The organism is Bradyrhizobium sp. 142 (assembly GCF_023074015.1).
GTDB lineage: Bacteria > Pseudomonadota > Alphaproteobacteria > Rhizobiales > Xanthobacteraceae > Bradyrhizobium.
On record NZ_JADPKQ010000126.1, the window covers coordinates 19395 to 44983 of the forward strand.

23 protein-coding genes and 2 pseudogenes are annotated in these 25589 nt (G+C 63.6%); 13 read left to right on the forward strand and 12 right to left on the reverse strand.

Features of this window, described 5'->3' with window-relative positions; all coding sequences use genetic code 11:
- Window positions 1-85 precede the first annotated feature (85 nt).
- Window positions 86-1858, reverse strand: coding sequence for a CYTH and CHAD domain-containing protein (locus tag IVA82_RS12590; RefSeq protein ID WP_247390844.1), 1773 nt, complete (start codon window positions 1856-1858; stop codon window positions 86-88).
- Between the two features lie 787 nt (window positions 1859-2645).
- Here IVA82_RS12590 and IVA82_RS12595 point away from each other — a divergent pair.
- A complete protein-coding gene (locus IVA82_RS12595; protein WP_247390845.1) occupies window positions 2646-3623 on the forward strand; it encodes a tripartite tricarboxylate transporter substrate binding protein in 978 nt (325 codons plus the stop codon).
- Between the two features lie 101 nt (window positions 3624-3724).
- Here IVA82_RS12595 and IVA82_RS12600 read toward each other — a convergent pair whose 3' ends face one another.
- Both IVA82_RS12600 and IVA82_RS12605 read right to left on the reverse strand, forming a co-directional pair.
- On the reverse strand, window positions 3725-5272 hold the full coding sequence (locus tag IVA82_RS12600) for an FAD-dependent oxidoreductase (RefSeq protein ID WP_247390846.1): 1548 nt from the start codon (window positions 5270-5272) through the stop codon (window positions 3725-3727).
- A 414-nt stretch (window positions 5273-5686) separates the two neighbouring features.
- A complete protein-coding gene (locus tag IVA82_RS12605; RefSeq protein WP_247390847.1) occupies window positions 5687-6394 on the reverse strand; it encodes a GntR family transcriptional regulator in 708 nt (235 codons plus the stop codon).
- A 252-nt stretch (window positions 6395-6646) separates the two neighbouring features.
- Here IVA82_RS12605 and IVA82_RS12610 point away from each other — a divergent pair, with 252 nt between their 5' ends.
- From IVA82_RS12610 to IVA82_RS12640, 7 genes are all read left to right on the forward strand, one after another.
- A complete protein-coding gene (locus IVA82_RS12610; RefSeq protein ID WP_247390851.1) occupies window positions 6647-7633 on the forward strand; it encodes an ABC transporter ATP-binding protein in 987 nt (328 codons plus the stop codon).
- A gap of 42 nt (window positions 7634-7675) precedes the next feature.
- Complete coding sequence (locus IVA82_RS12615) at window positions 7676-8965, forward strand: PotD/PotF family extracellular solute-binding protein (protein ID WP_247390860.1); 1290 nt, start codon at window positions 7676-7678, stop codon at window positions 8963-8965.
- Window positions 8965-9924 carry an ABC transporter permease gene (locus tag IVA82_RS12620; RefSeq protein ID WP_247390924.1) on the forward strand — a complete coding sequence of 320 codons (960 nt, stop codon included), beginning with the start codon at window positions 8965-8967 and terminating at the stop codon, window positions 9922-9924. The genes IVA82_RS12615 and IVA82_RS12620 overlap by 1 nt, the downstream gene beginning before the upstream one ends.
- Window positions 9925-9927: 3 nt before the next feature.
- Window positions 9928-10806, forward strand: coding sequence for an ABC transporter permease (locus tag IVA82_RS12625; RefSeq protein ID WP_247390862.1), 879 nt, complete (start codon window positions 9928-9930; stop codon window positions 10804-10806).
- A gap of 4 nt (window positions 10807-10810) precedes the next feature.
- Window positions 10811-11542, forward strand: a complete 732-nt coding sequence (locus tag IVA82_RS12630; RefSeq protein ID WP_247390925.1) for an aspartate/glutamate racemase family protein — start codon at window positions 10811-10813, stop codon at window positions 11540-11542.
- 111 nt (window positions 11543-11653) lie between these two features.
- On the forward strand, window positions 11654-11845 hold the full coding sequence (locus IVA82_RS12635; RefSeq protein ID WP_247390864.1) for a hypothetical protein: 192 nt from the start codon (window positions 11654-11656) through the stop codon (window positions 11843-11845).
- A gap of 229 nt (window positions 11846-12074) precedes the next feature.
- Window positions 12075-12572: a hypothetical protein gene (locus tag IVA82_RS12640; protein ID WP_247390866.1), complete on the forward strand. Its 498-nt coding sequence runs from the start codon at window positions 12075-12077 to the stop codon at window positions 12570-12572.
- A 182-nt stretch (window positions 12573-12754) separates the two neighbouring features.
- On the opposite strand, the gene IVA82_RS12645 is transcribed toward IVA82_RS12640, so the two are convergent.
- Window positions 12755-13120: a hypothetical protein gene (locus IVA82_RS12645; RefSeq protein WP_247390926.1), complete on the reverse strand. Its 366-nt coding sequence runs from the start codon at window positions 13118-13120 to the stop codon at window positions 12755-12757.
- A gap of 103 nt (window positions 13121-13223) precedes the next feature.
- Window positions 13224-13553 carry a hypothetical protein gene (locus tag IVA82_RS12650; RefSeq protein ID WP_247390868.1) on the reverse strand — a complete coding sequence of 110 codons (330 nt, stop codon included), beginning with the start codon at window positions 13551-13553 and terminating at the stop codon, window positions 13224-13226.
- Window positions 13554-13743: 190 nt separating this feature from the next.
- Here IVA82_RS12650 and IVA82_RS12655 point away from each other — a divergent pair, with 190 nt between their 5' ends.
- A complete protein-coding gene (locus IVA82_RS12655) occupies window positions 13744-13908 on the forward strand; it encodes a hypothetical protein (protein WP_247390869.1) in 165 nt (54 codons plus the stop codon).
- 25 nt (window positions 13909-13933) lie between these two features.
- On the opposite strand, the gene IVA82_RS12660 is transcribed toward IVA82_RS12655, so the two are convergent.
- The 4 genes and pseudogenes from IVA82_RS12660 to IVA82_RS12675 all read right to left on the reverse strand — a co-directional run bounded on the left by IVA82_RS12660 (window position 13934) and on the right by IVA82_RS12675 (window position 16456).
- Window positions 13934-14644 carry a PAS-domain containing protein gene (locus tag IVA82_RS12660; RefSeq protein WP_247390927.1) on the reverse strand — a complete coding sequence of 237 codons (711 nt, stop codon included), beginning with the start codon at window positions 14642-14644 and terminating at the stop codon, window positions 13934-13936.
- Window positions 14645-14836: 192 nt separating this feature from the next.
- Window positions 14837-14917, reverse strand: a pseudogene (locus IVA82_RS12665) (hypothetical protein); the annotation flags it as partial.
- Window positions 14918-15512: 595 nt separating this feature from the next.
- Window positions 15513-16043, reverse strand: a complete 531-nt coding sequence (locus IVA82_RS12670; protein WP_247390870.1) for a gamma carbonic anhydrase family protein — start codon at window positions 16041-16043, stop codon at window positions 15513-15515.
- 83 nt (window positions 16044-16126) lie between these two features.
- Window positions 16127-16456 carry a hypothetical protein gene (locus IVA82_RS12675; protein ID WP_247390871.1) on the reverse strand — a complete coding sequence of 110 codons (330 nt, stop codon included), beginning with the start codon at window positions 16454-16456 and terminating at the stop codon, window positions 16127-16129.
- Between the two features lie 222 nt (window positions 16457-16678).
- Here IVA82_RS12675 and IVA82_RS12680 point away from each other — a divergent pair, with 222 nt between their 5' ends.
- The 3 genes and pseudogenes from IVA82_RS12680 to IVA82_RS12690 all read left to right on the forward strand — a co-directional run bounded on the left by IVA82_RS12680 (window position 16679) and on the right by IVA82_RS12690 (window position 21543).
- A complete protein-coding gene (locus IVA82_RS12680) occupies window positions 16679-17389 on the forward strand; it encodes a hypothetical protein (protein WP_247390872.1) in 711 nt (236 codons plus the stop codon).
- A gap of 402 nt (window positions 17390-17791) precedes the next feature.
- Window positions 17792-19533 (forward strand): annotated as a pseudogene (locus IVA82_RS12685) (caspase family protein).
- Window positions 19534-19692: 159 nt separating this feature from the next.
- Entirely contained in the window at window positions 19693-21543 is a 1851-nt protein-coding gene (locus IVA82_RS12690; protein WP_247390874.1) for a caspase family protein, read from the forward strand.
- A 395-nt stretch (window positions 21544-21938) separates the two neighbouring features.
- Here IVA82_RS12690 and IVA82_RS12695 read toward each other — a convergent pair whose 3' ends face one another.
- Both IVA82_RS12695 and cysE read right to left on the reverse strand, forming a co-directional pair.
- A complete protein-coding gene (locus tag IVA82_RS12695) occupies window positions 21939-22157 on the reverse strand; it encodes a DUF3126 family protein (protein WP_007602550.1) in 219 nt (72 codons plus the stop codon).
- 149 nt (window positions 22158-22306) lie between these two features.
- Window positions 22307-23131, reverse strand: a complete 825-nt coding sequence (gene cysE, locus IVA82_RS12700) for a serine O-acetyltransferase (protein WP_247390876.1) — start codon at window positions 23129-23131, stop codon at window positions 22307-22309.
- Window positions 23132-23403: 272 nt separating this feature from the next.
- Between cysE and IVA82_RS12705 the strand changes: the two genes are divergently transcribed.
- The gene (locus IVA82_RS12705) at window positions 23404-24780 is read left to right on the forward strand and encodes a hypothetical protein (protein ID WP_247493316.1); all 1377 of its coding nucleotides are present in this window, start codon (window positions 23404-23406) and stop codon (window positions 24778-24780) included.
- On the opposite strand, the gene IVA82_RS12710 is transcribed toward IVA82_RS12705, so the two are convergent.
- Window positions 24766-25521: an alpha/beta hydrolase gene (locus tag IVA82_RS12710; protein ID WP_247390880.1), complete on the reverse strand. Its 756-nt coding sequence runs from the start codon at window positions 25519-25521 to the stop codon at window positions 24766-24768. The genes IVA82_RS12705 and IVA82_RS12710 overlap by 15 nt on opposite strands.
- Between the last annotated feature and the right edge of the window lie 68 nt (window positions 25522-25589).

The window sequence follows — 25589 nt, forward strand, 5'->3', positions numbered from 1 at the left end:
ACCCCTCCCCGTCCCAGACCGGTTCGCGCGCGGCCAGCCATCCCCCAATGGCTGGCCGCAACTTTTTCTAAGGACGTGAGCGCGATCACTCCTGCTGCGTTTGCCGCGACCACGGCACGCGCGCGGCCGTGAAATCTCGCCACGCGCTTCGCAAGGACGGCTGGACCTCGACCGATGCACGTGCCTGCCAACCGGTGATCGCTGCCGCGGCGGTGGCACTGTCCGGCGCTTCGGCAGCCAAGCCATCCAGCAGTGAAGCCGTGATCGCCATGTCGTTGAAGGCGCCAAGCTCCTCCTGCAAACCGGCGAGCTTGCGCGAGAATTTTCTCGCGGACTTGCGATCCGGGAACAGCGGCAGCAGGAACTCGCCGAGATAGCGCAGCCGCTTGGTCGCGAGCCGCACCCGGTGCAACTCTTCTACAGTGAGCGACCTGAAGCGGCGGCCGCGTTTGAGCACCTTCGCATATTGCTCCGAGAGAATGCGCTCCGCGAAGTTGACGGCGGGCTCGGCGAGCAGGCCGAGATCTTCGGCGGTGACGCCGTTGCGCCAGCCTCGCGTTTCGATCCAGCCGCCGAGGCCGATCAGGAAACGCGCACAGCGGCGATCGTCGAGCGCATGATGCGCCTTGCGATAGGCGTCCGACTGGCGCTCGGCCGCAACGCGTTCCAATGCGTCGAAGCCGGGAACCATGGGACAGGCCTTTGCGATTGCCGGCAAGGTCGCGAGTTGGAACACGTCCCAATCGCGCGCAGCGGACAGATCCTGCGCCAGCCATCTTGCTTCCGACCGCAGCGCGTCGAGATTGCTGAGCGCGCCCGCTGATCGCATCAGATCGAGAACCGATCGAAGCCGGCGCAGCGCGACGCGAAGCTGATGCACGCCTTCCGGATTGCGGCCGTCTTCGGCGGCCGGCAGGGACTGCAGGAGATGAAGGAAGCAGGACCGCAGGATCGTCGCGAAGGCCTCGTCGAGCGCGACCGATGGGTCGAGGCGAAGCTTTCGCGGCCGGCTTACCGATGGCGGCGTGCCGGCGGCAAGGTCGAAGCCGCGCGCCGACTTGCTGCGGATCGAGGGCTTCACCGACCCATGCTCCGCAAGCCGCAGCGCGATCTCGTAGATCGTGCCGGCGCTGCCGCCCTTGAGCTCCAGCTCGATCTCACTCACCGGCAACGATCGGTCGCCCGCCGTGAGGAGGCCCTGGTCGAAGGCGATCTCGACCGTCCCGGACGGCAGGTCGACGATACGCGCATGGCGATGAATGTCGGCCGTGAAGACAGCTTCGAGCGGCCGCGCTTCGAGATTGACGCGAAGCTTCTCCGGAATGAAGGGCATCGCCAGGGCCAGATCCGGCGCCAACGACGGGACGCTCGCCTCCCACTCGCCGCGGCGGAGTGGATCGTCCGCAGCGTCGGTCTTGATGGTCTGCACGAAGCGTGCGCCGCTCTGGCGAACGCGCAAGCTCAAGCCGTCGCGCCGAAGCGTCCGCTCCGGCGTATCGTAATAGACGGACTTCAGATGCCTGCGCGTGCCCTTGCTGCGCGCATTGGCCGTGATGACCGGCGCGGCATCGAAATGCGGCATGCGACCGGCTTCGACGAGCAGCTTGAGTTCGATCTCGCCCGCGGGACACGCGGCGAGGCTTGGCAGAGACGGCTCCGGCGCAGAAGTCGCGATTTGCGACGCCGTTTCATCAGCCAGAGCATCCGCAATCGGCGTCGATCCCGCACCGGGCTCGCCGAATTCGCGTTGCCTGAGGAAGCCGCCAGCGTGTTGCGTCCTCTTGCTGTCCTTCGGGATTGGATTTCCGCCCCGCGCGCTCGGAGTTTTGCGGGACGGCGTTGCGTCTGACTTTAACATTTACGGTGACATGACAGTTCGATGACAAGGGACATCATATAGCCGGAGCTGTCCGCGATGAATAGTAACGTTGGGTCACAGCGAGCGATCATTCACACAAAGCATTGGAGGCGAGGAACCGGCAAAGCTCGTCACAATCCGGCATGCACATACGAATTAAATTGCTCCCGGGCGCAGCAAGTGATCGAATTCGCGGCGAATCTCGTCGCCCATCGACGAGATGAAGGCGTCAGCGAGCTTGACCATGCTAGCCGAAAAATTCTTTCTGGTGCTGGAAACGCTGAGAAGCCATGCGTCCGACGATCGGCCCGAGATTGTGACAAGCCCGGCGAGGCATGTTGCGATCGCTCAGATCGCGGCTAGCTTGCGGCGCAGAAAGCCTGTTGCGGATGATTGGAACTAGAAACGGATTTAGTTGCAGGGCACCATGCGTTAGCAGCAAGTTCGAGCACGCCCCGTCAGCGCACGAGAATATTCTTGTAGATCCTGCTGCTCTTCATGATTCATAGCGGCCCAGTTGTCAGCGGCCTGGACAGCGGCACGCTCAGGCTCGGTGAAGGTGGAGGCGTCAAGCGGGGCTGCCCCGTTGTCCAGGGGCCTCGAGTTCCTGCGGGCGATCAACCAGGACCGGCTGTTCGCCAACATGAACGTGATGATGCTTCGCGAAGCCGTTAGCCCGGAGGACGGCATACGCCGCTCTATTTCTTGACGCCCTCTCCTGCCCGTGTGACATCTCGTTCCGGTGGCTGCCGGCTGCCCAATGACGCAAGGAAAAGGGGACGCCGAGGTGTGGACATCCGCAAGAATTCTGGCTGCCGCAATTGCATGCCTGACGCTGGCCGCCGCTGAAGCGGCTTCGGCCGAAGCTTGGCCGACCCGGGCAATCAGGATCGTCGTCTCCACACCGCCAGGCGGCATCACCGATGCGTTCGCCCGTGCTTATGGCGATTACATCTCTCAGAAACTCGGCCAGCCCGTCATCGTCGAGAACAAGACCGGGGCCAGCGGCGCGCTGGCGGCGCAATTGGTGAAGGACTCCCCGCCGGACGGCTACACGCTGATGTACACGATCTCGTCCACCCTGCTCGGTAACCGGCTGCTGCTGAAATCGCTGGCCTATGATCCGGACAAGGATTTCACGATCGTCGCTATGACCCCTTCGGGACATCTGCCGTTGGTGGTCCATTCCGCCACCAATGCAAAGACGCTGGAAGAGTTCGTCGCCTATGCGCGTCGCAACAAGGTCACGGCCGGCTCCTACGGTATCGGCTCGTTCGCGCACATTGCGATCGCCGAGCTCAACCGCCAATTCGGTCTCGACATTTCCATCGTGCATTACCGCGGCGAAGCGCCGATGTGGCAGGATTTTGCCGCCGGCGTCATCCAGGCGGCGGTCGGCAGCTATCAGGCCGCGCTTCCGGTGCTCGATACCGGCGTCGGCCGCCCGATCGCCGTGCCGACACCGGTGCGCATGAAGAAGCTGCCCGAAACCAGGACGTTTGTAGAGCAAGGGGTCACCGGCAATGTCTTCCAGCTCACCAGCTTTACCGCGCTAATGGCGCCCGCTGCGACACCGGCAGACCGGATCGACCTGCTCGCCAAGCTGATGGTCGAAGGCGGCAAGACGGAGCGGGTGCAGAAGCTGCTCGAAGCCTTCGGGGTCGACTCGCCGGCAATGAACCGCGCATCCTCGGTGGCACTCTACGAAAAGGAAGGGCCGGTCTGGCTCGAGTCGATCAAGACTCTCGGGTTGGAGCCGCAATAGGATCGGGGCGCCGCCCGCCGCGGGCGGCCTGCTTCTCGCGCTTGCGGACCGTGGTAACGATTCCGGCGTTGAAACCATACGGCCGCGCGCTGTCGCGGCGGTCACTCTGCGGCTTCAAGCTTGGCCGGTTTCTCGACATCTGTCAGCGGTGACACCGCGGGGCCATTCAGTGCGGTGCCATCAGGCGCGAACTGCGAGCCGTGACACGGGCAATCCCAGCATTGCTCCAGCGAATTCCAGTGCACAACGCAACCGAGATGAGTGCAACTTGCCGAATGCAAATGCAGATTTCCGCCCCGGTCCCGGCAAGCGGCGATCTTTTTCAGTCCGCTGCGGACAAGCCGCCCCTCTCCAGGCCGCAGCCCTTCGACGCTCGCAATCTCGCTCGCTGTCAGATACTCGGCAAGATTCTTCAGCGGAGTGATGTTCTCGCTGATGAACTCGCCGATGTTCTTCTGAATCCTCCGTGACGGGGCGTAGACCTCCTCCCAAGCGCTCGCGCCCGTCGTGATCAGATCCGTAATCAACATGCCGGCCACAAGCCCGTTGGTGATGCCCTGCCCGGAATCGCCGCTGACGATGAAGAGGTGCTCCTCGCCGGGGCTGCGGCCAATGAAGCCGGCAAAATCGATGGGCTCCAGCACCTGACCTGACCATCGATGAGTGACCTCGCGCAAGTCCGGCAAACGATCGCGCGCCCAGCGTTCGAGCGCGGCAAGGCGCTGCGCGCCATCGTCCGCCTCGCCAGACTTATGATCTTCTCCGCCGATGATCACGAGATCCTCGCCGGCAGAGAACGGCTGCAGCCGGACATAGTGATAGGGATCGAGTGTGTCCCAATAGAGCGCATCCTCCAGCGCGCCGGCCGGGATCTTGGCGGCGAGCGCGTAGGTGCGGTAAGGCGCCTGTTTGGTATGGATCGCCACTTGCACGTTGACAGGCGAGTTCGTCGCGACCACCACGTCGGCTGCACGGACCTCGTGGCCTGAGGTGGTCGTCACGACCATGTCGTCATGCTGCTGGCGGATGCCTTCGACACAAGTGTCGGCGTAGAGCCGCGCTCCCAGACCCTGAATCGCGCGGGCGAGACCGGCGAGATATTTGGTCGGATGCAGACGCGCCTGGCGCGCAAAGCGCAACGAACGCACCAGACCTTCGACATGGAACGGGGTCGGCTCGATGCAGTCTTCGACGGGAATCCCGAGCTTACGGCAGCAATTCAGTTCCTCGTCTAGCTCGGATGCAGGTGTCTCGGGCGCAAGTACCCAGTAACCGTCCAACCGCCGAAAATTGCAATCGATGCGCTCGGCGTGCTGAATGGCCTCGGCGCGATCGATCGCGGCTGCAACGCTCTGATAGTAGTGACGCGCACAATCAGAGCCGCGCACCCTGGCCAGTTCGTCGTAGCCGTCGTCGAGCGCCGTCGCCAGATGCGCGGTGGTGCGCGCCGTCATCCCGCTGCCAATGCGGCCGCGGTCCAGCACCACGACCGAACGTCCATGACTGGCAAGCTCATAGGCGACCGACAGCCCGGCAATTCCGGAGCCAATGACCGCAACGTCTGTGGCCACCGTGAATGGCAGCGCCGGAGCATCGGCGACCAAAACATCCATCCAGGGCGATCGGGTGTGCTCGTCCCGCACGTTCATGACATTGTTCCTTGGGAGAACAAACGATGCGGCAGGATGACGGTTCCTATTCGCCGCGCCTGTTGAGGAGGTGTCATTGAAGGGCCGCAGCGACCTTTAGGAACCTTCAGCTTGCTTGCGCTTGAACGGATATGAAAAACCCATCGCCCGGGATGCGCAGGGCACTGCGCCAGGCTCAGCTGTACGGTCACCTGTTGGTGCGAAATGACAGGCTGTATTACCCTGGGGGAAATCACCCGATCTGCTCCGTGCAGGTTGCGCGGGAGATGGTCAGGTCCGGATGGCTGAGATCGCAAGGCGGCGAATACGAGATTACACCTGAGGGACAGTTCGCTGCCGAAACAGAACTTAGCCGTTGACGCAGGTCCTCAGGCCCCGTCGCGGAGTTTCCTGGCGGCTCGCGAGTTGCGCGCGTCAGGCACCAAGCACATCCGCAAGCCGCATCTCGTCGGCGGCGGGATCTTTCAGGAACAGCTCGGCCTCGATCTCCGTCAGATGCGACAGCATCTGCTCGCGTGCGGCCGCCTTGTCGCGCTTGCGGATCGCGGCGACGATCCCGGCATGATGATCGGTGCCGCAAGCCGGGGTGTCGTGGCGGCGGTAGAGCAGGATGATGAGCGAGGAGCGCGCGATCAACTCCTTCAGGAAGCCGAGGTAGATGCTGTGGCCGGATATCTCGGCGACGAGGCGGTGAAACTCGCCGGAGAGCCGGACCGAGGCGCGGGCGTCGCCGCGCAATTCCGCCTCGCGCTCTTCAGCGAGATGGCGGCGGAGGCGGTCGAGCCAGGCCGGCGAGACCGCGTCACAGGCGTGATCGACGATCGTGGGCTCGATCAGCCGCCGCGCCTCGAACACTTCGCGCGCGTCGGCAGGTGTGGGGCGTGCCACGAAGGCACCGCGGTTTTTCTCGATGCTGACGATCCCCTCGTGCACGAGCTGCTGCAGCGCAGTGCGCACCAGCGTGCGGCTCGCGCCATAAATCTCGCCGATCTCGTCCTCGCCGAGCTTCGTGCCGGGCAGAAGGCGATGCTCAAGGATCGCGGCGGTCACGCCCTCCCGGATCCGGCTGACGCGATCGCTCGCGTCCGGCGTGTCGGGCTTCGGTCGAGTCTTGGCGGCCATGGACGAGAGGCTCAGTCGGCAAAGGTCACCGCAAATGGTAATCGACCAGCTGTATCCAATCACAGGCGAAACTTTATACAATCTTCGCCTGTTTTGTGTGCACGCAACTGCGAAAGCGACGAGCCGCCCAGTTGCGCCGGATTCGATCTAACGATCTGACTCCGCTGCGATGTTTGAGAATTTGGCCGGCCTTGGGCAATTGGCATGGACCTTGCGGAGAGAGGCGCGCATCGCCCTCGCCTCGGACACGCCATGGCCACTCCCGCAGCCCTCGAACTGGTCGCCGTCACCAAGCGCTACGACGCGACGCTGGCGGTCGACAACGTCAACCTGAAAATCCCGGCCGGTATGTATTGCTGCCTGCTCGGTCCCTCCGGCTGCGGCAAGACCTCGACCTTGCGCATGATCGCCGGCCACGAGGCGGTCAGCGAGGGCGATATCATCCTTGGCCCTCAGAACGTCACCGATCTGCCTCCGGCTGAACGCGGCACGGCGATGATGTTCCAGTCCTATGCGCTGTTCCCGCATCTCAACGTGATCGACAACGTCGCCTTCGCACTGAAGATGCGCGGCATCGATCGCAAGACGCGACACCGGAAGGCCGGCGAGCTGCTCGAGCTGGTGGCGATGACCCCCTACGCCGCGCGGCTGCCGGCGCAGCTTTCGGGCGGCCAGCAGCAGCGTGTCGCGCTCGCCCGCGCACTGATCACCGAGCCGCAGATCCTCCTGCTCGACGAGCCGCTGTCCGCGCTCGATCCGTTCCTGCGCGTCAGGATGCGCGGCGAGTTGAAGCGGCTCCAGCGCGAGCTCGGCATCAGCTTCATCCAGGTCACCCACGGCCAGGAAGAGGCGATGGCGCTCGCCGACCACATCGTGGTGATGAACCACGGCAAGATCGAGCAGCAGGGCTCGGCACGCGACATCTTCCACCATCCCCGTACCGAATTCGTGGCGCGCTTCATCGGCGGGCACAACGTGCTCAGCGACGCCGGCAATCTCATCGCCGTGCGCGCCGATCAGCTCGGCATCTCGCCGTTTGTCGACGGCGCGTACGGCGCGCCGGCGCTACTGACCCAGACCGAGTACCAGGGCTCCTATATTGCCGTCTCGCTCACGCTCGACGACGGCACCGCCCTGTTCTCCCACCTTCCCGAGGCCGCCTTCGACGTCCACCCGTTCCGTCCGGGCGATCGTGTACTGGCCACCTGGGATCCTGCCAAGGCGCAGCGCCTGCAATAGCGCCCGCCGTTTCTGAGAATGTGCAACAGAGGAGTGACCGATATGACCAAGACCACTGGGAAGACCGGCGTCAGCCGCCGTACGCTACTCAAGAGCACCGCGGGTCTCGCCGGCCTTGCCGCCGGCTCCGGCGCCATCACCGGCTTTCCCTATGTGATGTCGGCCGAGCCGAAGGTGCTGCGCTATCTCGGCACCGCCGTGAACGAGGGTGACGACATCTCGAAACAGTGCCTGAAGGACACCGGCATCAAGATCGAATACATCACCGCGACCACCGACGACGTCACCAAGCGCGTGATGACCCAGCCGAACTCCTTCGACGTGCTGGACACCGAATATTTCTCGCTGAAGAAGCTGGTGCCATCCGGCAACATCCTTGCCCTCGACGCCAACAAGATCAAGGAATTCGGCAACATCACGCCCGTCTTCACCAAGGGCGAGACACCCGGCGGCAAAAAGATCGGCAACCAGGGCACCGCGCCCTGGAAGGTGCTCTATCTCGAGGGCAAGGACTCCAAGACCTTTTCCAAGACCGCGACCGAATTCGTTACGCTGATCCCGACCGTCTACAACGCCGACACGCTCGGCATCCGTCCCGACATCATCAAGCGCCCGATCAGCTCCTGGGCTGAACTGCTCAACCCTGAATTCAAGGGCAAGGCCTCGATCCTCAACATCCCTTCGATCGGCATCATGGACGCTGCGATGGTCGTGGAAGCCACCGGCAAGTACAAATATGCCGACAAGGGCAACATGACCAAGGAAGAGATCGATCTCACCATGAAGGTGATGACCGAGGCCAAGAAGGCCGGCCAGTTCCGCGCGTTCTGGAAGGACTTCAACGAGAGCGTCAACCTGATGGCCTCGGGCGAAACGGTGATCCAGTCGATGTGGTCGCCTGCGGTGACAAAGGTGCGCTCGATGGGGATTGCCTGCACCTTCCAGCCGCTCAAGGAAGGCTACCGCTCCTGGGCCTCGGGCTTCTGTGTCTCCAAGGGCGTGTCGGGCGCCAAGCTCGAATGGGCCTATGAATTCGTCAACTGGTTCCTGTCCGGCTATGCCGGCGCCTATCTCAACCGCCAGGGCTACTACTCTGCCGTGCTCTCCACCGCGAAGGCGCATATGGAGCCCTACGAATGGGCCTACTGGATGGAAGGCAAGCCGGCCGAGAAGGACATCAAGGCGCCCGACGGCTCGCTCTTGGAGAAGGCCGGTGCGGTGCGCGACGGCGGCTCCTACGAGGACCGCATGGGCGGCGTCGCCTGCTGGAACGCCGTGATGGACGAGAACGACTACATGGTCCGCAAGTGGAACGAGTTCATCGCCGCGTGATGGATACGTCGGAGGACATCCTGCAACAGGCATCCCCGGACCTCGTCCGGGGATCGGGCACGGCGCGCCGGACCAAACCGGCGCGCCTGTCGCCTTCCTTCGTCTCCTGGCTCCAGGCCGGGCCGATGATGCTGGTGTTTCTCGCCTTCTTCCTGATTCCGCTGGTCTTCGTCATCATCGTCTCCTTCTGGGACTACAACGAATATCAACTGCTGCCGGCCTTCTCCGGCCGCGGCTACACCGACACGTTCGAAGGATGCATCGCGCAGCTCCCCGATCTCTGCACGATCGGGCGAACGTACGTAATGACGCTGAAGCTGTGCTTCCTGGTCTGGGCGATCACGCTGTTCATCGGATTCTGGGTCGCCTACTTCCTCGCCTTTCACGTCAAGTCCAAGACCTGGCAGATGGGACTGTCGCTGCTCTGCACGATCCCGTTCTGGACCTCCAACGTCATCCGCATGATCGCCTGGATCCCGCTGCTGGGACGCAACGGCCTGGTGAACTCCGGACTGGTCAAGACCGGGCTGATCAACCAGCCGCTGGAATGGCTGCTGTTCTCCGAATTCTCCGTGGTACTGGCGCTGGTGCACCTCTTCACCTTCTTCATGGTGGTGCCGATCTTCAACTCGATGGTGCGCATCGACAAAGCGCTGATCGAGGCGGCCTATGACGCCGGTGCGACCGGCTTCCAGACGCTGGTCAACGTCGTCATTCCGCTGGCCAAGCCCGGCATCGTGATCGGCTCGATTTTCGTCATCACCATCGTGATGGGCGATTTCATCACCATCGGCGTGATGGGCGGCCAGCAGATCGCCGCCGCCGGCAAGATCATCGAGACGCGGGTGAACGCGCTGCAATTCCCAGCGGCCGCAGCCAATGCCGTGATCCTGCTCGCGATCACCTTCCTGATCATCACCATGATGTCGCGCATCGTCGACATCAGGAAGGAGCTCTAGACGATGACCGAGGGCCGCCCGCGCAGCTTCTATGTGCTCGCGATCTTCTTCGCATCCTATGTGCTGTTCCTTTACGGGCCGATGATCGCGATCTACATCCTGTCGTTCCAGGGGCCGCAGGGCGGCCTCACCTTTCCGATGAACGGGGTGTCGACCTTCTGGCTGGCAAAACTGTTCCAGGGCACCGGCATCGTCGATCTCGGAGCCGCCTTCCGCCGCTCGCTGCTGCTCGGCGTCGTGGTGATGGCGGTCACCGTCGTGCTCTCGGTCGCCGCTGGCATGGCGTTCCGCAGGAAGTTCAAGGCGCAGAGCATCCTGTTCTATTCGGCGATCGCGAGCCTCATTGTCCCGTCGATCATTACCTCGCTCGGTATCTCGCTCGAATTTCGCATTATCGACGACCTGATCAAGGGCTACTTCAACGAGAACTTTGAGACCTCGATGGGCCTGCTGACTTCCGGCCTCGGCGCGCACCTGACCTGGACGCTGCCGTTCGGCCTGCTCATCATGTTCGCGATCTTCAACCGCTTCGATCCGCGCCTGGAGGAAGCTGCGCGAGATCTCGGTGCGACGCCGTGGCAGGCTTTCCGTCATGTCGTGCTGCCGATCATCCTGCCCTCCGTGATCGGCATCGGGCTGTTCGGCTTCACGCTGTCCTGGGACGAACTGGCGCGCTCCAGCCAGGCGATCGGGGCGGTGAATACATTGCCGCTGGATCTCCAGGGCCTCACCACCACGGTGACGAACCCGGACATCTATGCGCTGGGTACCGTGATTTCGGCGGTGTCGTTCACGGTGATCACCCTTGCGCTCGGCACTATCCACATGCTGAACAAGCGGCAGGCGGCGAAGGGCTCGGACGCCGGCAAGGGGCTTGTCTGAACCGATGCGGCTGCACGTCGTCAATCCGAACACCACGGCGTCGATGACGGCAAAGATCGCCGCGGCGGCGCGCGCGATCGCCCTGCCCGGCACCGTGATCGATCCGCGCCAGCCGACCATGGGCCCGGTCTCGATCGAAGGCTTTTACGACGAGGCCTTTGCGGTTCCCGGCATGCTCGGCTGCATTCGTGAGGCCGATCGCGACGGTGCCGACGCTCACATCATCGCCTGCTTCGACGACACCGGCCTCGACGCGGCGCGCGCCACCGCCAAGGCGCCGGTGATCGGCATTGGCGAGGCCGCCTTTCACATGGCGAGCCTGGTCGCGGCGCGCTTTGCAGTGGTGACGACGCTCAGTGTCTCGATCGTGCCGATCGAGCATAACTTGCGCAAATACGGCCTCGCCGAGCGCTGCGCCCGCGTCCGTGCCGCCGAGGTGCCGGTGCTGGCGCTCGAGGAGCGCAACGTCGAGGCACTTGGCAAAATCTCTGCGGAGATCGCCGCAGCTATCCGCGACGACCGTGCAGAGGCTATCGTACTCGGCTGCGCCGGCATGGCTGATCTTGCCGCCGAACTCGCCGACAAGCATGGCCTGCCCGTGGTCGACGGCGTCGCCGCCGCGGTGACGCTTGCGGAAGGACTGGTGCGGCTGGGCCTGAAGACCTCCCGGCTCGGGCCTTACGCGGCGCCGAGGGCCAAGACCTATGCCGGGTTGTTGTCGCCGTTCCAGCCCTGAGCCGCGCCGATCACGCTGCAACGAGATTGCTTTTCGGTCCTCAATCGGCGCAACCCAAGTTTCGCCCCAACCGTTGGTACGAGTGACGCCACCGGATTTTACGGGATCTCCATGAAAAAGAACGATGTGACCTGTTCCGCCTGCGGTGCCGGCTTCCGCCGACTCGAGTTGGCGACACAACCGGGGACGAAGGGCGACTATCGATGTCCTGCTTGTGACAAGGTGCTGGAGACATTCGACGGCAACGCGTTTGTCGCCTATCGGCTCACCATCCAGCCCTCGATGAAGGCCATTCGCCCTTAGTTGTCACGGCGAATTCCGAGACATGCCGAATTCGGAACGAGCGAGATTTTGGCGAACCATGCGCTGGATTCCCGGTTGCCGGGATCAGGCGGGCCGGCCTTTTTCGGCGCTCGGCCTCTTTTTGGTCCCATTCCTTGCCGAAACGTAGCGTTTTCGGGACATCCCGGCCGCCCCTTGTGGATTGCCGGTCTTCGCCACTTTCCAAGTTTCCATTTGGGCTTTGTCAGCGATGATCGATCTCGCAGAGGATACTTCCCATCCGTTCGCCCGTCTCGGTGCCCAGCCTATCGCGCTGACCGCCGCGGTCCTCGTGCTCCTGATCGCTGGCGTAACCTCGATCGCGATCTGGCGTGCCTACACCGGCAGCGCGCCGGAGGCCGACCGGGTGGTGGCGTCGCGGCAGCTTCAGACCCGCACCGCGCAGGCGTCCGAGCAGCTCGTCGAGAAAACCAAGGGGCTGGAGGCGACCCAGCAGGAATCGATCGACCAGTTGCAGGTCGTCCAGGACCAGCTCCAGACGATGAAGCGGCTACTCGCATTGCAGCAGGCCGACACCAAGCGCCTCTCGGAGCAGGTCGCAACTCTAAACGAGTCCATCGATGGCCTGCGGCAATCCTTTGCCAGCGCCCGTGCCACCGAGACCGAGGCCCCCTCGGTTACCCGCAGGAAACCGGCGCGCCACCGCATCCACGCCAGCGCACGCAAGCAGGGCAAGTCGCGCGGCTGACCCCTTTTCGACTTAATTTTTTCGACTTGTGAACTGGATCACATTCACCCGTATGATTCCGAGCGATGCTTGGGTTTACCGGATGGCGTGAGCCGATTTCAATATCCGGGGCTGGCAAGGTCGTTGACGGTATATTGCGTCAACGGCCTTGTTTTTTGCTGGGTACGGCCGGCGCTTTCGCCTCACTCGCAGACGTCGACGCGGCGGAATCGCCACCCCGAAGGCGTCATCACGCGCTTGCGCGCGACGTAGCAGCCGCCATAACCATCATCGTAGCCGGTACCATAATAGTAGGGATCGCCGTAATAGGGGGAGCCATAATAGCCATAGCCGCCGTAGTAGCCGGCCCCGGCAAGTCCTGCACCAAGACCTGCACCAAGACCTGCGCCGAGCGCGAGACCGGGCCAGAAGCCGCCGCCATGCCAATGGCCATGCCCGCCATGGCCCCAGCCACCACCATGTCCGAACCCTCGCGCTTGGGCCGCCTGCGGCGCCGACAGCCCGACCGCCGCCGCGGCCAGTGCCGCCATGATCATCCTGCGTAACATCACTCGATCCTCCGCGTGGACACGCCCCACGCTCCAAAGCAAGATCAAGCTAATGTCATCCGGGCGTTCCTGACAGCCACCCTGTCTCACTTCCGCGCGAGCGTCAGCAGCCGCGGCAGATGCTCTTCATCTTCTTGTCGAGCAGCCTGTTCTCTTCACTCACGGTCGCATCGGCGGACGCACCCGCGCCGCCGTCTGTGGTGGTCGCGCGCGCCGCGTTCGGGCCGGACGACTGCGCGGTGCCGAGGCTGTTGGTGCCGGGTGGCGGCGCCGGTGAATTGGAAACGCCGCCGCTCAATCCGGCGGAGCCGCCAGTGCTACCAGTGCTACTGGGGCTACCGGGGCCTTGGGCAAGTGATGCGACCGGCGTTGCGACGATGCCGCAGATCACGATCAGGGCCTTGATTGGAACAGTTGCATGCGATGCGGCCATCGCAAATTCTCCCTTGGCAAAGTCTCCTTGCCGGTCAACGGCCGCGGCAAAAGCCGGTTCCGGAACAAATCCCGTCACATCCGCTTGAGAGCAAAGAGGCAGCCACGATCATGGGCAAACTGATTGCGTTCGAGCACACGTTCGACAAGCTGAAGCAGCTGGCGCGCGAGAGGGGAAAGGCGAAATCACGATGACCGATCGCGATCCCTTTGCAGAGGGCGAACGCGCCGCTAGCGAGAACATTCCGGCCGAAGCCAATCCGTACCAGGACGGCAGCGACGAGCATGCGCTGTGGGCCGCCGGTCACGAGAAGGTCGCCGGTGCGATTAAAGCGCGCAAGTCCGAGAGAAGCTGACGCTTGGTCTGCCGGCGCAGCCGATCTATGCGGCCGCCACCATCGTCTCGGTTCGATCCTCGACCATGGTCACGAACATGTGGGACTCCTCGCCGGCGCCGCCGATCTGGACTCGGCGGGCAGAGATCACGCGGCGTCCCCGCGTGGGATTGTCGACGATATCGACGATCGGTTCGAGCTGCTGCTTCTGGGCGAGAAGTTGCCGGTCGCGCCGCTCGATCAATTCGGCCGTCTCCGGGGAGAACAATTCCCGCGCGGTCTTGCCGATGATCTCGCCGCTCGACATGCCGATCATTTTCTCGGCGGCCTTGTTGACGAAGACGTAGCGCAGATTGCGCGCATCCTTGGCGATGATGCCTTCCGCCACATTCTCGATGATGGTGGCGAGGAAACGCTCCATCCGCTCGAGGATGCGCTGGCGCTGTTCGGTGACATCCTCTTGCACCGATACCCAGCCGCCGCCGTCCATCGGACGCTCGTAGATCTTGATGGTGCGGCCGTCATTCAAGGTGATCTCATAGGCCGTCGGCTCGCGCCTGGCGATCCGGTCGAGAACCGCCGAGACATATTTCGCGACGTCGCCGCTGAACAGGCCGCTCTTGACCCGATGCTGGAGGATATCCTCGAGCGTCGATCCGGCCTGGATTGTATCGGGCAGGTTGTAGATCTGCCGGTAGTTGGCGTTCATTGCGACCACACCCGCCTTAGCGTCGAGCATGATCAGGCCCAGTGGCATGCTGCTGATCGCAGCCGAGAGCTGCCACTTCTTGGCCTGGTACTTGTCGTTGAACTTGTCCCGCTCGGTCCTGGCCGTGTCGCGCGCGTGCGCGGTGCCGAGCTCGAGCTCCTCGAGCTCGAAGATCCGCGCCACCGCATCGCGGAAATTCTGCACAGCGCGCGCCAGGTGCCCGATCTCGTCGTGACGGCCGCGATGCGGCACCTCGCTCTTGATATCGCCGGTGGCGATCCGATCGGTCGCCTGCGTGATCTCGGACAGTGCGCCGACCACCGACGTTCAGCGCCGCGAGCAGCAGCGCCGTAAGGCCGAGCGCGAACAGATAGGCCGCGGCGTAGCGGTTCTCGTTGGCGAGCTCGTCCGCCTGGCGGGCGCGCTGCCTGTAAATTCGTTCGAGGGTCTCGAGATCGCTGTTGAGCTTGTTTCGCAGCGACCGGTTGGCGTCGTTGTCACCCCATTCGCGCGCCGCGGCAGGACTGATCTCCAGCCCGCGCCGCACCAGCTCCTGGCGAAACTCGATGAACTGCGCGATCCGCTGCCGGAAAGTGGTGAATTGATCGGCGTCGTCGTCGCCGACGGTCCGCTCCATGTTCTTCACCGCCTCGGCGAGCTCGCGGTTGCGCCGGACCAGCCCGTCCGCGAACGGCTTCACGCTGCCGCGATCGGCGGACATGTAGATGCCGCGCGACTCCATCACGATGGCGTAGATCAGCGTGTTGATGCGCCCGACGTTGATGGCCGCCTCGGCGGAGGACGCGTGCATGTGACGATAGGTCGTCTGCAGGCGCACCGTCTGGATCGACATCACGAGCAGGAAGGTGGTGACGATCGCCAAGAAGCCGGCGATGCTTGCACCGAGGCGTGCATGTCACCCGATCCGCTTCAGGCCCTTCTTGAAGCGCGGCCCGTTGGCGACATAGAACCTTGCCGCGCTCCCCATCTTCTGCACCTGGGTGTCGTCAAGCGTGCGGATCACGCGCGCGGGCGAGCCGATGATCAGGGCGCGTTCGGGAAATTCCTTGCCCTCCGTGATGACCGAGCCGGCGCCGACGATGCTGTTGCGGCCGATCCTGGCGCCGTTCATCACGATCGAGCCCATGCCGACGAGCGCGCCCTCCTCGATGGTACAGCCGTGCAGGATGACGTTGTGGCCGACGGTGCAGTTGGTGCCGACGACCAGCGGAAAGCCAAGATCGGTGTGGCAGGTCGAGCCGTCCTGCACGTTGGCGCCCTCGCCGATCTCGATCCACTCATTGTCGCCGCGCAGCACCGCGCCGAACCAGACGCTCGCGCCCGGCTTCAGGCGTACGCGGCCGATCACGGTCGCGGTCTCCGCGATGAAATAGTTGCCGTCGGTGGGAAGATCGGGCGCCTGCCCGTCGAGCTCGTAGATGGCCATGAAGGTCTCCTGTCACGCTGACTTGGCATAGCGAAACACGCCGCATCAGGCAAAGGGCCGCCCTGGCAGGCCGCCCGCGTCTGTCAGGTCAGAACGCCGGCTGCGCGCAGCGTCATCAGGAAGAAAGTGCCGCTCATCATGCTCCAGAAGCCGGCGATGACGGTCGCCATCATCACGAACTCGACACGGCGGCTTTCCACCCGCATGCCGCGCAGCGTATTGCGCATGATGATGAAGGGGGCGGCGAAGACCAGGAACGGTACTGCCGCAAAAGTCTTGGGGGCCACGCCCTCCTGCAACAGCCCGAAACCGGCGGGCCGCTGCGCCAAGGCCTGGTATCCGTTCACGAGGGCGCCCGCGAGCGCGAAGCCGATGCAGATCGAGAAGAAGGTATTGAAAGCTTCAGGTGTCATCGGAACGGTCCGCCCTTACGCAACGCCAGCGTCTTCCTGTGACAAATAGTGCCGGTTAACGCTAGATTATCCTTAAGCGAAGGTTAACGCCGCCGCCCCGTCAGCGCAGAGCCCTCTCCCGTTCCCGGCAGCCAGGAACCCTCCGCGAAAGCGCCGCCGCGTGGCATATTCGCGCTGATTCGTCGGCCACCGGCCGACCTCCGGCTCAGTCGCGCAAGTTCCATGACGTTGTTTTCGGCAACTTCCCCTCCGTCCCGCAGCGCGCGAACCCGGGCTCATTTGCTCCCGATCGCGCTCAGTGGCGGTTGCGCGGTGATCGCCATCGCGCTGGTCGCCTATCTGTTGTGGCCGACCTGGGGCGCCGGTGGCGGCGCCAACGCTCCGGACAAGCTGCCGGTGAGCATCGGTGGCACGCTGTTCAACCTGCCGGCGGCCGCGATCCGGATGAAGATCCAGCGGCACTCCGGGCCGCAGGAGCGCATCGACCTTGACTTCCTTTATCCCTCGCTCGAGTCGCCGGGGGCACCGAAGCATGTCACCGTCGACAGCGTGGATACGACGCTGCAAGCGATCGACCGCATCTTCCTGTCGATCGCAGCGCATCACGATGCGCTGGCGCCGGAGCAGCGCGTCGGCACGATCTATCCGCGCTATCTCGACCTGGCCGCGACGATGCCCGAGGACGGGCTGACGATGCGAATGTTTCGCAGCGAGACGCCCTATGCCGGCGAAGACCTCTATTCGGCTGCAAGCCCAGCACTGACCGCACGTTGCACGCGCGATGCGGCCACCCCGGGCATGTGCCTCTCCGAACGCCGCTTCGGCGGCGCCGACCTCACCTTCCGCTATCCGCGCAAATGGTTGTCGCAATGGCGCGAGGTGACGGAAGCGATGGACCGGCTGACGCTGCAGCTGCGCGGACCGCGGGGGTGAGCGCGGCCCCGCCGCGGGATCGGCTGGAGCCTTCAAAATAAAACCTCGAAAACAACCCCATGCACAGTAGCCAAGCATCCGGCAGCATTGAGCATTTTCGTATTTTTCGAATAGCCGTTGATCCGTCGGGCAAAACAGGGGCACAATGGGCATCATGGGAGATCGATTTGAATGGTGCGGTCACGCATCTCCCACCCGTAGTTTCTGGGATGGCCGCGCGGATGTGTGCTTGATATCACTGATCGCAGATTTGCATTTGGCCATTCTGCGAATAATCTGACGCTATTGCATTCGGGGGCTGGAATGCGGCTTCGGCTGTTTGTTTTGTTGATTTTTGCGACCTGCTTTGCGACCTGGTTTGGGTCCGGCTCTGCGCTGGCTGAGAAGCGCGTCGCGCTCGTCATGGGCAACTCGGCCTACAAGAACGTGGCGAAGCTGGCGAACCCCGCGAACGATGCCGCGCTGGTCGGCGGCATGTTCAGGAAGGCCGGCTTCGATACGGTCGACGTCAAGCTCGACCTGAACGTGGTCGACACGCGCAAGGCGCTGCGCGAATTCGGCGGCAAGGCACGCGACGCCGACGTCGCGGTCATCTACTACGCCGGCCATGGCATCGAGCTTGACGGCACCACTATCTGATCCCTACCGATGCCGCGTTGGAGACCGACACCGATGTTCTCGACGAGGCGTTCCCGCTCGACAGGGTGTTGTTTGCGATCGAGCCGGCCAAGCAGCTTCGCCTCGTCATCCTGGACGCCTGCCGCGACAATCCGTTCGCCAAGACGATGAAGCGCACGGTTGCCTCACGTGCCATCGGCCGAGGCCTTGCCAAGGTCGAGCCGACCAGCCCGAACACCATGATCGCCTTCGCGGCGAAGGCGGGCTCGACCGCCTCGGACGGTGATGCGAAGAACAGCCCGTTTGCCACGGCGCTCGTCGAACGTCTGCCGATGCCGGGCCTCGACCTGCGCAAGGCGTTCGGCTTCGTGCGCGACGATGTCCTCAAGACCACCGGCTACAAGCAGGAGCCGTATGTGTACGGCTCGCTTGGAGGCGATGACGTGCCGCTGGTACCGGCCAAGCCGGCAGCAGCGCCGGGCCCGCAAGCCAATCCCCAAGACAGCGTGCGCCGGGACTATGAGCTGGCGCTCCAGGCGGGAAACCGAGACGCATGGGAAGCATTCCTGCAGGCTTATCCTGACGGGTTCTACGCGGGCCTCGCCCGCGCGCAACTGAAGAACGTCGCGGCCGAGGAGGCGCGCACAGCTGCGGCCGCGAAGGCACGCCAAGCCGAAGACGAAAAGGCAAGGCTCGCAGCCGAGCGTGCGAACAGGGCCGAGCAAGAGAAGGCGGCTGCCACCGCCAAGGCCGCCGAGAACGCCCGCATCGCGGCAGAGAAGGCCAAGCAGATCGAGGAGGCCAAGGCGGCCGCGGCCGAGCAGCGCCGGAAGGAAGCCGAGGCCGCAGCGGCGAAGGCGCTGGCCGACAAGCAAGCGGCCGAGAAGGCGCTCGCCGAGAGGCTGGCAAATGACACCAAGCAGATCGCCGAACAGCGGACTACAGAGAGGCAGCAGGTTACCGACACTGCACAGAAAGTTGCAGCCGTTGCCCCGACCTCATCGCAGCCGAGTATGTCGCCGCAAGAGACGGCGAAGCTGGTTCAGTCCGAGCTGCGCCGGGTCGGCTGCCTGGCGACCGCTGCCGATGGCGCCTGGAATGCGTCGTCGCAACGCTCGCTGACGCTGTTCAATAAATATGCCGGGACGAAGTTCGACGCCAAGCTCACAAGCTTCGACGCGCTCGATGCCATCAAGGCCAAGCCGGGCCGGGTTTGTCCGCTGGTGTGCGATCACGGCTTCAAGGCCGATGGCGACGCGTGCGTGAAGATCGCCTGCCGCGTCGGCTATCGCGTCAACGACGACAATGAATGCGATAAGGTCCAGGACAAGAAGCCGGTCGCGACCCGCGAGGATACCAAGAAACGAGACGCAGATCGGAAGCAGGTTGAAGCCGCCCCCATCAAGCCGTCTGCATCTGGTCAAATCCTTTGTAACCAAGCCGGCTGTCGGCCGGTAAAGTCGGGCTGTCGCATTGTTAACCCGAACAGTGGAAACATCGCATCTCAAAAGGAAGTGTGCGACTGAGCCGCGACCGAGACGCAAGCATTCCCTTGCAGGCCAGATACGCAGGCCGCGCCAACGCGGCGACCGACTCTTGAAGGGATGTGTGATGAACATCACTGATCGCAGATTGCATTTGGCCATTCTACGAATAATCTGATGCGATTGCATTCGGGGGCAGGAATGCGCGGGCTTCGGCTGTTTGTTTTGTTGATTTTAGCGACCTGGCTTGGGACCGACTCTGCGCTGGCCGAGAAGCGCGTCGCGCTCGTCATGGGCAACTCGGCCTACAAGAACGTGGCGAAGCTGACCAACCCGGCCAACGATGCCGCGCTGGTCGGCGGCATGTTCAGAAAGGCCGGCTTCGAGACGGTCGACGTCAAGCTCGACCTGAACGTCGCCGAGATGCGCAAGGCGCTGCGCGATTTTGGCGGCAAGGCGCGCGAGGCCGACGTTGCGGTGGTCTACTATGCCGGGCACGGCATTGAGCTCGACGGAACCAATTACCTGATCCCCACCGACGCGACGCTCGAAACCGACAGCGACGTTCTCGACGAAACGCTGCCGCTGGACCGGGCCCTGTTCGCCGTCGAACCGGCGAAGCAGCTCCGGCTCGTCATCCTGGACGCCTGTCGCGACAATCCCTTTGCCAAGACCATGAAGCGGACGATTGCCGCCCGGGCCATCGGCCGCGGCCTTGCCAAGGTCGAGCCGACCAGCCCGAACACCATGATTGCCTTCGCGGCGAAGGCGGGCTCGACCGCCTCGGACGGTGACGCGAAGAACAGCCCGTTCGCCACCGCTCTGGTCGAACGTCTGCCGATGCCGGGCCTCGATCTGCGCAAGGCGTTCGGCTTCGTGCGCGACGACGTGCTCAAGACCACCGGCTACAAGCAGGAGCCGTATGTGTACGGCTCGCTTGGAGGCGATGACGTGCCGCTGGTGGCAGCGAAGCCGGTGGCGGCCGGGCCGCAGGCCAACCCGGACAGCGAAATCCGGCGCGATTACGAACTGGCGCTCCAGCTTGGCACGCGTGACGGATGGGCCGCCTTCCTGAACCGCTTTCCCAGCGGTTTCTATAGCGATCTCGCCAAGGGCCAGTTGAACAAGATCGCCGCCGAAGAAACCCGCGCTTCCGCTGCGGACAAGGCCGGGCAGGCCGAGGACGAGAAGGCAAGGCTGGCACTCGACCGCACCAAGAAGGCCGAACAGGAGAAAGCCGCTGCAGCCGCGAAGGCCGCTGAGGTCGCCAAGGCGGCGGCGGAGAAAGCCAAGCAGGTCGAGGAGGCCAAGGCGGCCGCCGCCGAGCAGCGTCGCAAGGACGCCGAGGCCGCAGCGGCAAAGGCCGTGGCAGATAAGCAAGCCGCCGAGAAGGCGCTCGCCGACAAGATCGCAAGCGACAGGGCGGCCGCCGAGCTGCAAACCAAACAAACCGCACAGAAGCAGGCGGCGGACGCGAAAGCGCGGGCGGATAGTGAACAGAAAGTTGCTGCCGTTGCCCCGACCTCATCACCGCCGAGCCTGTCGCCGCAAGAGACGGCGAAGCTGGTTCAGTCCGAGCTGCGCCGGGTCGGCTGCCTGGCCGCCGCTGCCGATGGCGACTGGAATGCGTCATCGCAACGCTCGCTGACGCTGTTCAACAAATATGCCGGGACGAAGTTCGACGCCAAGCTCGCGAGCTTCGACGCGCTCGATGCCATCAAGGCCAAGCCGGGCCGGGTTTGTCCGCTGGTCTGCGATCACGGCTTCAAGGCCGACGGCGACGCTTGCGTGAAGATCGCCTGCCGCGCCGGCTATCGCGTCAATGACGACAATGAATGCGAGAAGGTTCAGGACAAGAAGCCGGTTGCGACCCGCGAGGACGCCAAGAATCGAGACGCGGAGCGGAAACAAACCGAAGCGACACCAGCGAAGCCCTCCGCATCTGGGCAAATGGTCTGCAACAATGCGGGCTGTCGTCCCGTCCGACCCGGCTGTCGCCTTGATTCAAGAAGCACAGGCCACACCCTTATTAACGTCGAGATCTGTAACTGAAGGCGAGTGCCAGGCGAGGGGAAAACCTGTTGGTGGCAGAACACTCCTAATACTCTCATCGTATTCTGATTTGAGGCTGAAATGAGCGCACTTCGGCCAATTGCCTTATTGATATTTGCAGCTCGTAGGATGGGTAGAGCGAAGCGAAACCCATTACTTCCATTTCGCACGGCCCCAGCGCGTGTCGTCGAGCGGAGGTCGTGCAAGCCGACCTCGTCGATGCGCAAAGCCACATTGTCGCTGACGCGACGGCGCGGCTACGGATTGTCGCAAAGAAGTAGATTTACGGGCCCGCGAATCTAGCTAGAGTGGTCATTGCAAGCAAAACAATCCAGAATCCCTCCGCGGAAAGATTTCTGGATTGCTTCGCTTTGCTCGCAATGACCGCTGACGAACTATTCCTGATCGACGAGATCGTCCTCGAGGATCGCCATCTGGAACTGAAACGAGCGATCATCGTCCTCGTCGTCGACGAACAGCACGCCGATGAACTCCTCGCCGATATAGACCTCGGCGGAATCATCCTTCTTCGGCCGCGGCACGACGCGGATCTTGGGATTGCCGAATACGCGCTTCAAATACGCGTCGAGCTTCCTTACTTCCTTGACGTCCACGGCAAGTCTCCAATCCAAATCTGGGTTAGCGGGGTTTTAGGACGAGACGCGACGAACCGCCAGCATCAATTGCCAAAGAATGTGGGGACGAGAAAGGGCCGGAAAATCAGGCCCTCTTCAAGCTCAAAGCCCCACCTCAAAGTCCCATCTCAGAGTCCCAGGGCGTTGATCATCTGATCCATAGTACGCGACGGCTCGGCGCAGCCGGCTTCGCCGACGATCCTGGCGGGCACGCCGGCAACCGTGACGTTGTGCGGGACCGGCTTCACCACCACCGAGCCGGCGGCGATGCGCGCGCAATGGCCGATCTCGATGTTGCCGAGGATCTTTGCGCCTGCACCGATCAAGACGCCGTGCCGGATCTTGGGATGACGGTCCTCGTTCTCCTTGCCGGTGCCGCCGAGCGTGACGCCATGCAGGATCGAGACGTCGTCCTCGATGACAGCCGTCTCGCCGCAGACGAAACCGGTGGCGTGGTCGAGGAAGATGCCGCGGCCGATGCGCGCGGCGGGATTGATGTCGGTCTGGAACACCGCAGAGGCGCGGCTCTGCAGATAGTACGCGAAATCCTTGCGGCCCTTCAGATAGAGCCAGTGCGCCAGGCGATGGGTCTGGATCGCGTGAAAGCCCTTGAAGTAGAGCAAGGGATCGATGAAGCGCGAGGTCGCGGGATCGCGGTCGTAGACGGCGACGAGATCGGCGCGGAAGGCGTTGCCGAGGTCCGGTTCGTCGCGCAGCGCCTCGTCATAGGTCTGGCGCACGAGATCGCCCGACAGTGCGGCGTGATCGAGCCGGTCGGCGAGACGGTGGATCACCGAATCTTCCAGACGGCTGTGATGCAGCACCGTCGAATAGATGAAGGTCGCAAGCTCCGGCTCGCGATGGACGATGTCCTCCGCTTCGCCCCGGACCCGCTGCCAGATCGGGTCGAGCGACGCGAGCTTTCCTCCCGGATTGACCTGATGCACTGCCATGGAAACTGCTCTTTCGAATTGGCCCGCTTTGCTGGTTCTATAGCACAGTATAGGCGACAAAGTCCTGACCGGCTTGCCTGAGAGTGAACTGCACCCTGCCCCGCGAAAGCCTGCCAACGCGTTGAATCGCAACACTTTCCTCTGACGCTGCAGGCGGCAGGGTTGGCTCAAAGTGGTCAGAGTTCTGCCAAATTCAAGGCGGGCGGCGTCAAACTATTGGTGAATTCCGTCCGGACCCTTATTGCAGTCATGGTCCGAACGACGGAGCCGTTTTGAGCACCACCACCGAAAGTTTGCGCGCGCGCGCCGCGGGCTCGTTCTGGCTGCGGCTGGCCGCGCTGGCCCTGCCCCTCTTCATGCTCGCGCCGGCGTTCTGGAATGGCTACCCCCTGCTTCAATGGGATACCGGCGGCTATCTGGCGCGCTGGTACGAGGGCTATCTCGTCCCCAGCCGCTCCACCGTGTTCGGCCTCTATCTGCACTATGGCGAAAGCTTCGGCTTCTGGATCAACCTCGCCGTCCAGTCGCTGGCGACGCTGTGGCTGCTGCAGCTCACCTTGCGCATGCTCGGCCTGATGCAGACCTTCCGCTTCGTCGCCATCAGCCTGCTCCTGATCCTGTCGACCGCCCTGCCCTGGCTTACCAGCATGCTGCTCACCGACATCTTTGCAGGGCTGTCGGTGCTGTCGCTGTTTCTCCTGGTCGTCGGGGGACATCGGATCTCGGCACTGGAAAAGATCTCGCTGTTCGTCTTCACCGCCTTTGCCGCCGCAACCCACAGCGCCACGCTCGGCGTGCTGCTCGGGCTCTGCGCCGCCGGCTGGATGGCGCGGCCGCTCGTAGGACGCCGGCTGCCGCTGTCGGGGTTGGCACAGGCGAGCCTGTCCATCGTCGCGGGCAGCCTGATGCTGGTGTCGGCGAATTTCGCGCTGTCGGGCCAATGGACCTGGACGCCCGGCGGCTACGGCGTCGCCTTCGGCCGCATGATGCAGGACGGCATCGTCGCACGCTACCTCAGCGATCACTGTCCGCGCGAACGATTCAAGCTCTGTCCCTATCGCAATGAACTGCCGGCGACCGCAGACGAGTTCCTGTGGGGCAAGAGCATGTTCAACACGCTCGGCCGGTTCGAGGGAATGGACGACGAGATGAGCTACATCGTCGTGCATTCGCTCGCCGACTATCCGGCCTGGCAGGCCGGCGCCGCCCTGCGGGCGATCGGGCAGCAATTGCTCCATGTCGCGACCGGTGAAGGCGCCAATGGCTGGATCCCGCACACCTACGGCATCATCGAACGCTACATTCCGGCGCAGGTCGCGCCGATGCGCGCGGCGCGCCAGCAGCACTGGGCCGTCAATTTCGACGACGTCAACTGGCTGCACGTTCCGGTGGCGCTGGTCTCGATGCTGGCGCTCGTCGCGCTGCTCGCGCATTCTCTGGCGAACCGCAGGCTCGACGATCTGACGCTGCTGGCGGCGACCGTCACCTTGGCGCTGCTCGGCAATGCCTTCATCTGCGCCGTCATCTCCGGTCCGCACGACCGCTACGGCGCGCGGATGGTGTGGCTTGCGACCTTCGTGGTGCTGACGGCGCTGACACGCCGTTTAGGCGACGACGAGCCGGCGGACGACATCTCAGCCGCGGCGTGAGAGGAAATCGAGCACGCCGGTCTTGTAGACCTTGTCGCCGACGGCACGCATGTGGTCGCGGTTGGGGATCTCAAGCACTTGCGAGCCGGGGATGAGTGCGCCGAGTGCGCTGGCGGAGCCTGCGACGTCGTCGGTGCTGCCGACCGCGATCAGCACGGGCACGTCGATGCCCGCGGCTTCGTCCGTTGTCATGAGGTCGCGCGTGCCGCGCAGGCAGGCGACGAGCGCACGGCGGTCGGAACGGGTCTGATCGGCGAAGGCGCGGAAGGTGCGGCCCATGGGATCGGTGACGTCATCGAGCGAGGGTGCTTCCAGCGCCTTCGCCACGTTCTCTCCCGGCCCGGTCCCATCGATCAGGCCACCAATGCCGATGCCGCCGAGGATCGCCGAGCGCAGGCGCTGCGGCTCGTTGAGCCCGAGCCACGCGGTCATCCGCCCGCCCATCGAATAGCCCATGATGTCGGCCTGCGGGATCGCGAGATGATCCATCAGCGCGAGCACGTCGCCGGCCATGGTCGGGATCGAATACTGCGCGGGCTCGTAGAGCTTTGCGCTTTCGCCATGGCCGCGATTGTCCAGCGCGATGACGCGGCGTCCGTTCTTGCGCAGCTCGGAGACCCAGGTCGGATAGACCCAGTTCACGTTCTTGCTGGAGGCAAAGCCGTGCACCAGGATGATGGGGTCGCCCTCGCCCTCGTCGAGATAGGCAATTTCAACGGCGCCGTTGTGAAAGCTCGGCATCACTTGTTCCGCGGTCTTGAGGGGAAGGTTGTGGTTATTGTTTGAGCATGATCTTTTCGGAAAACCGC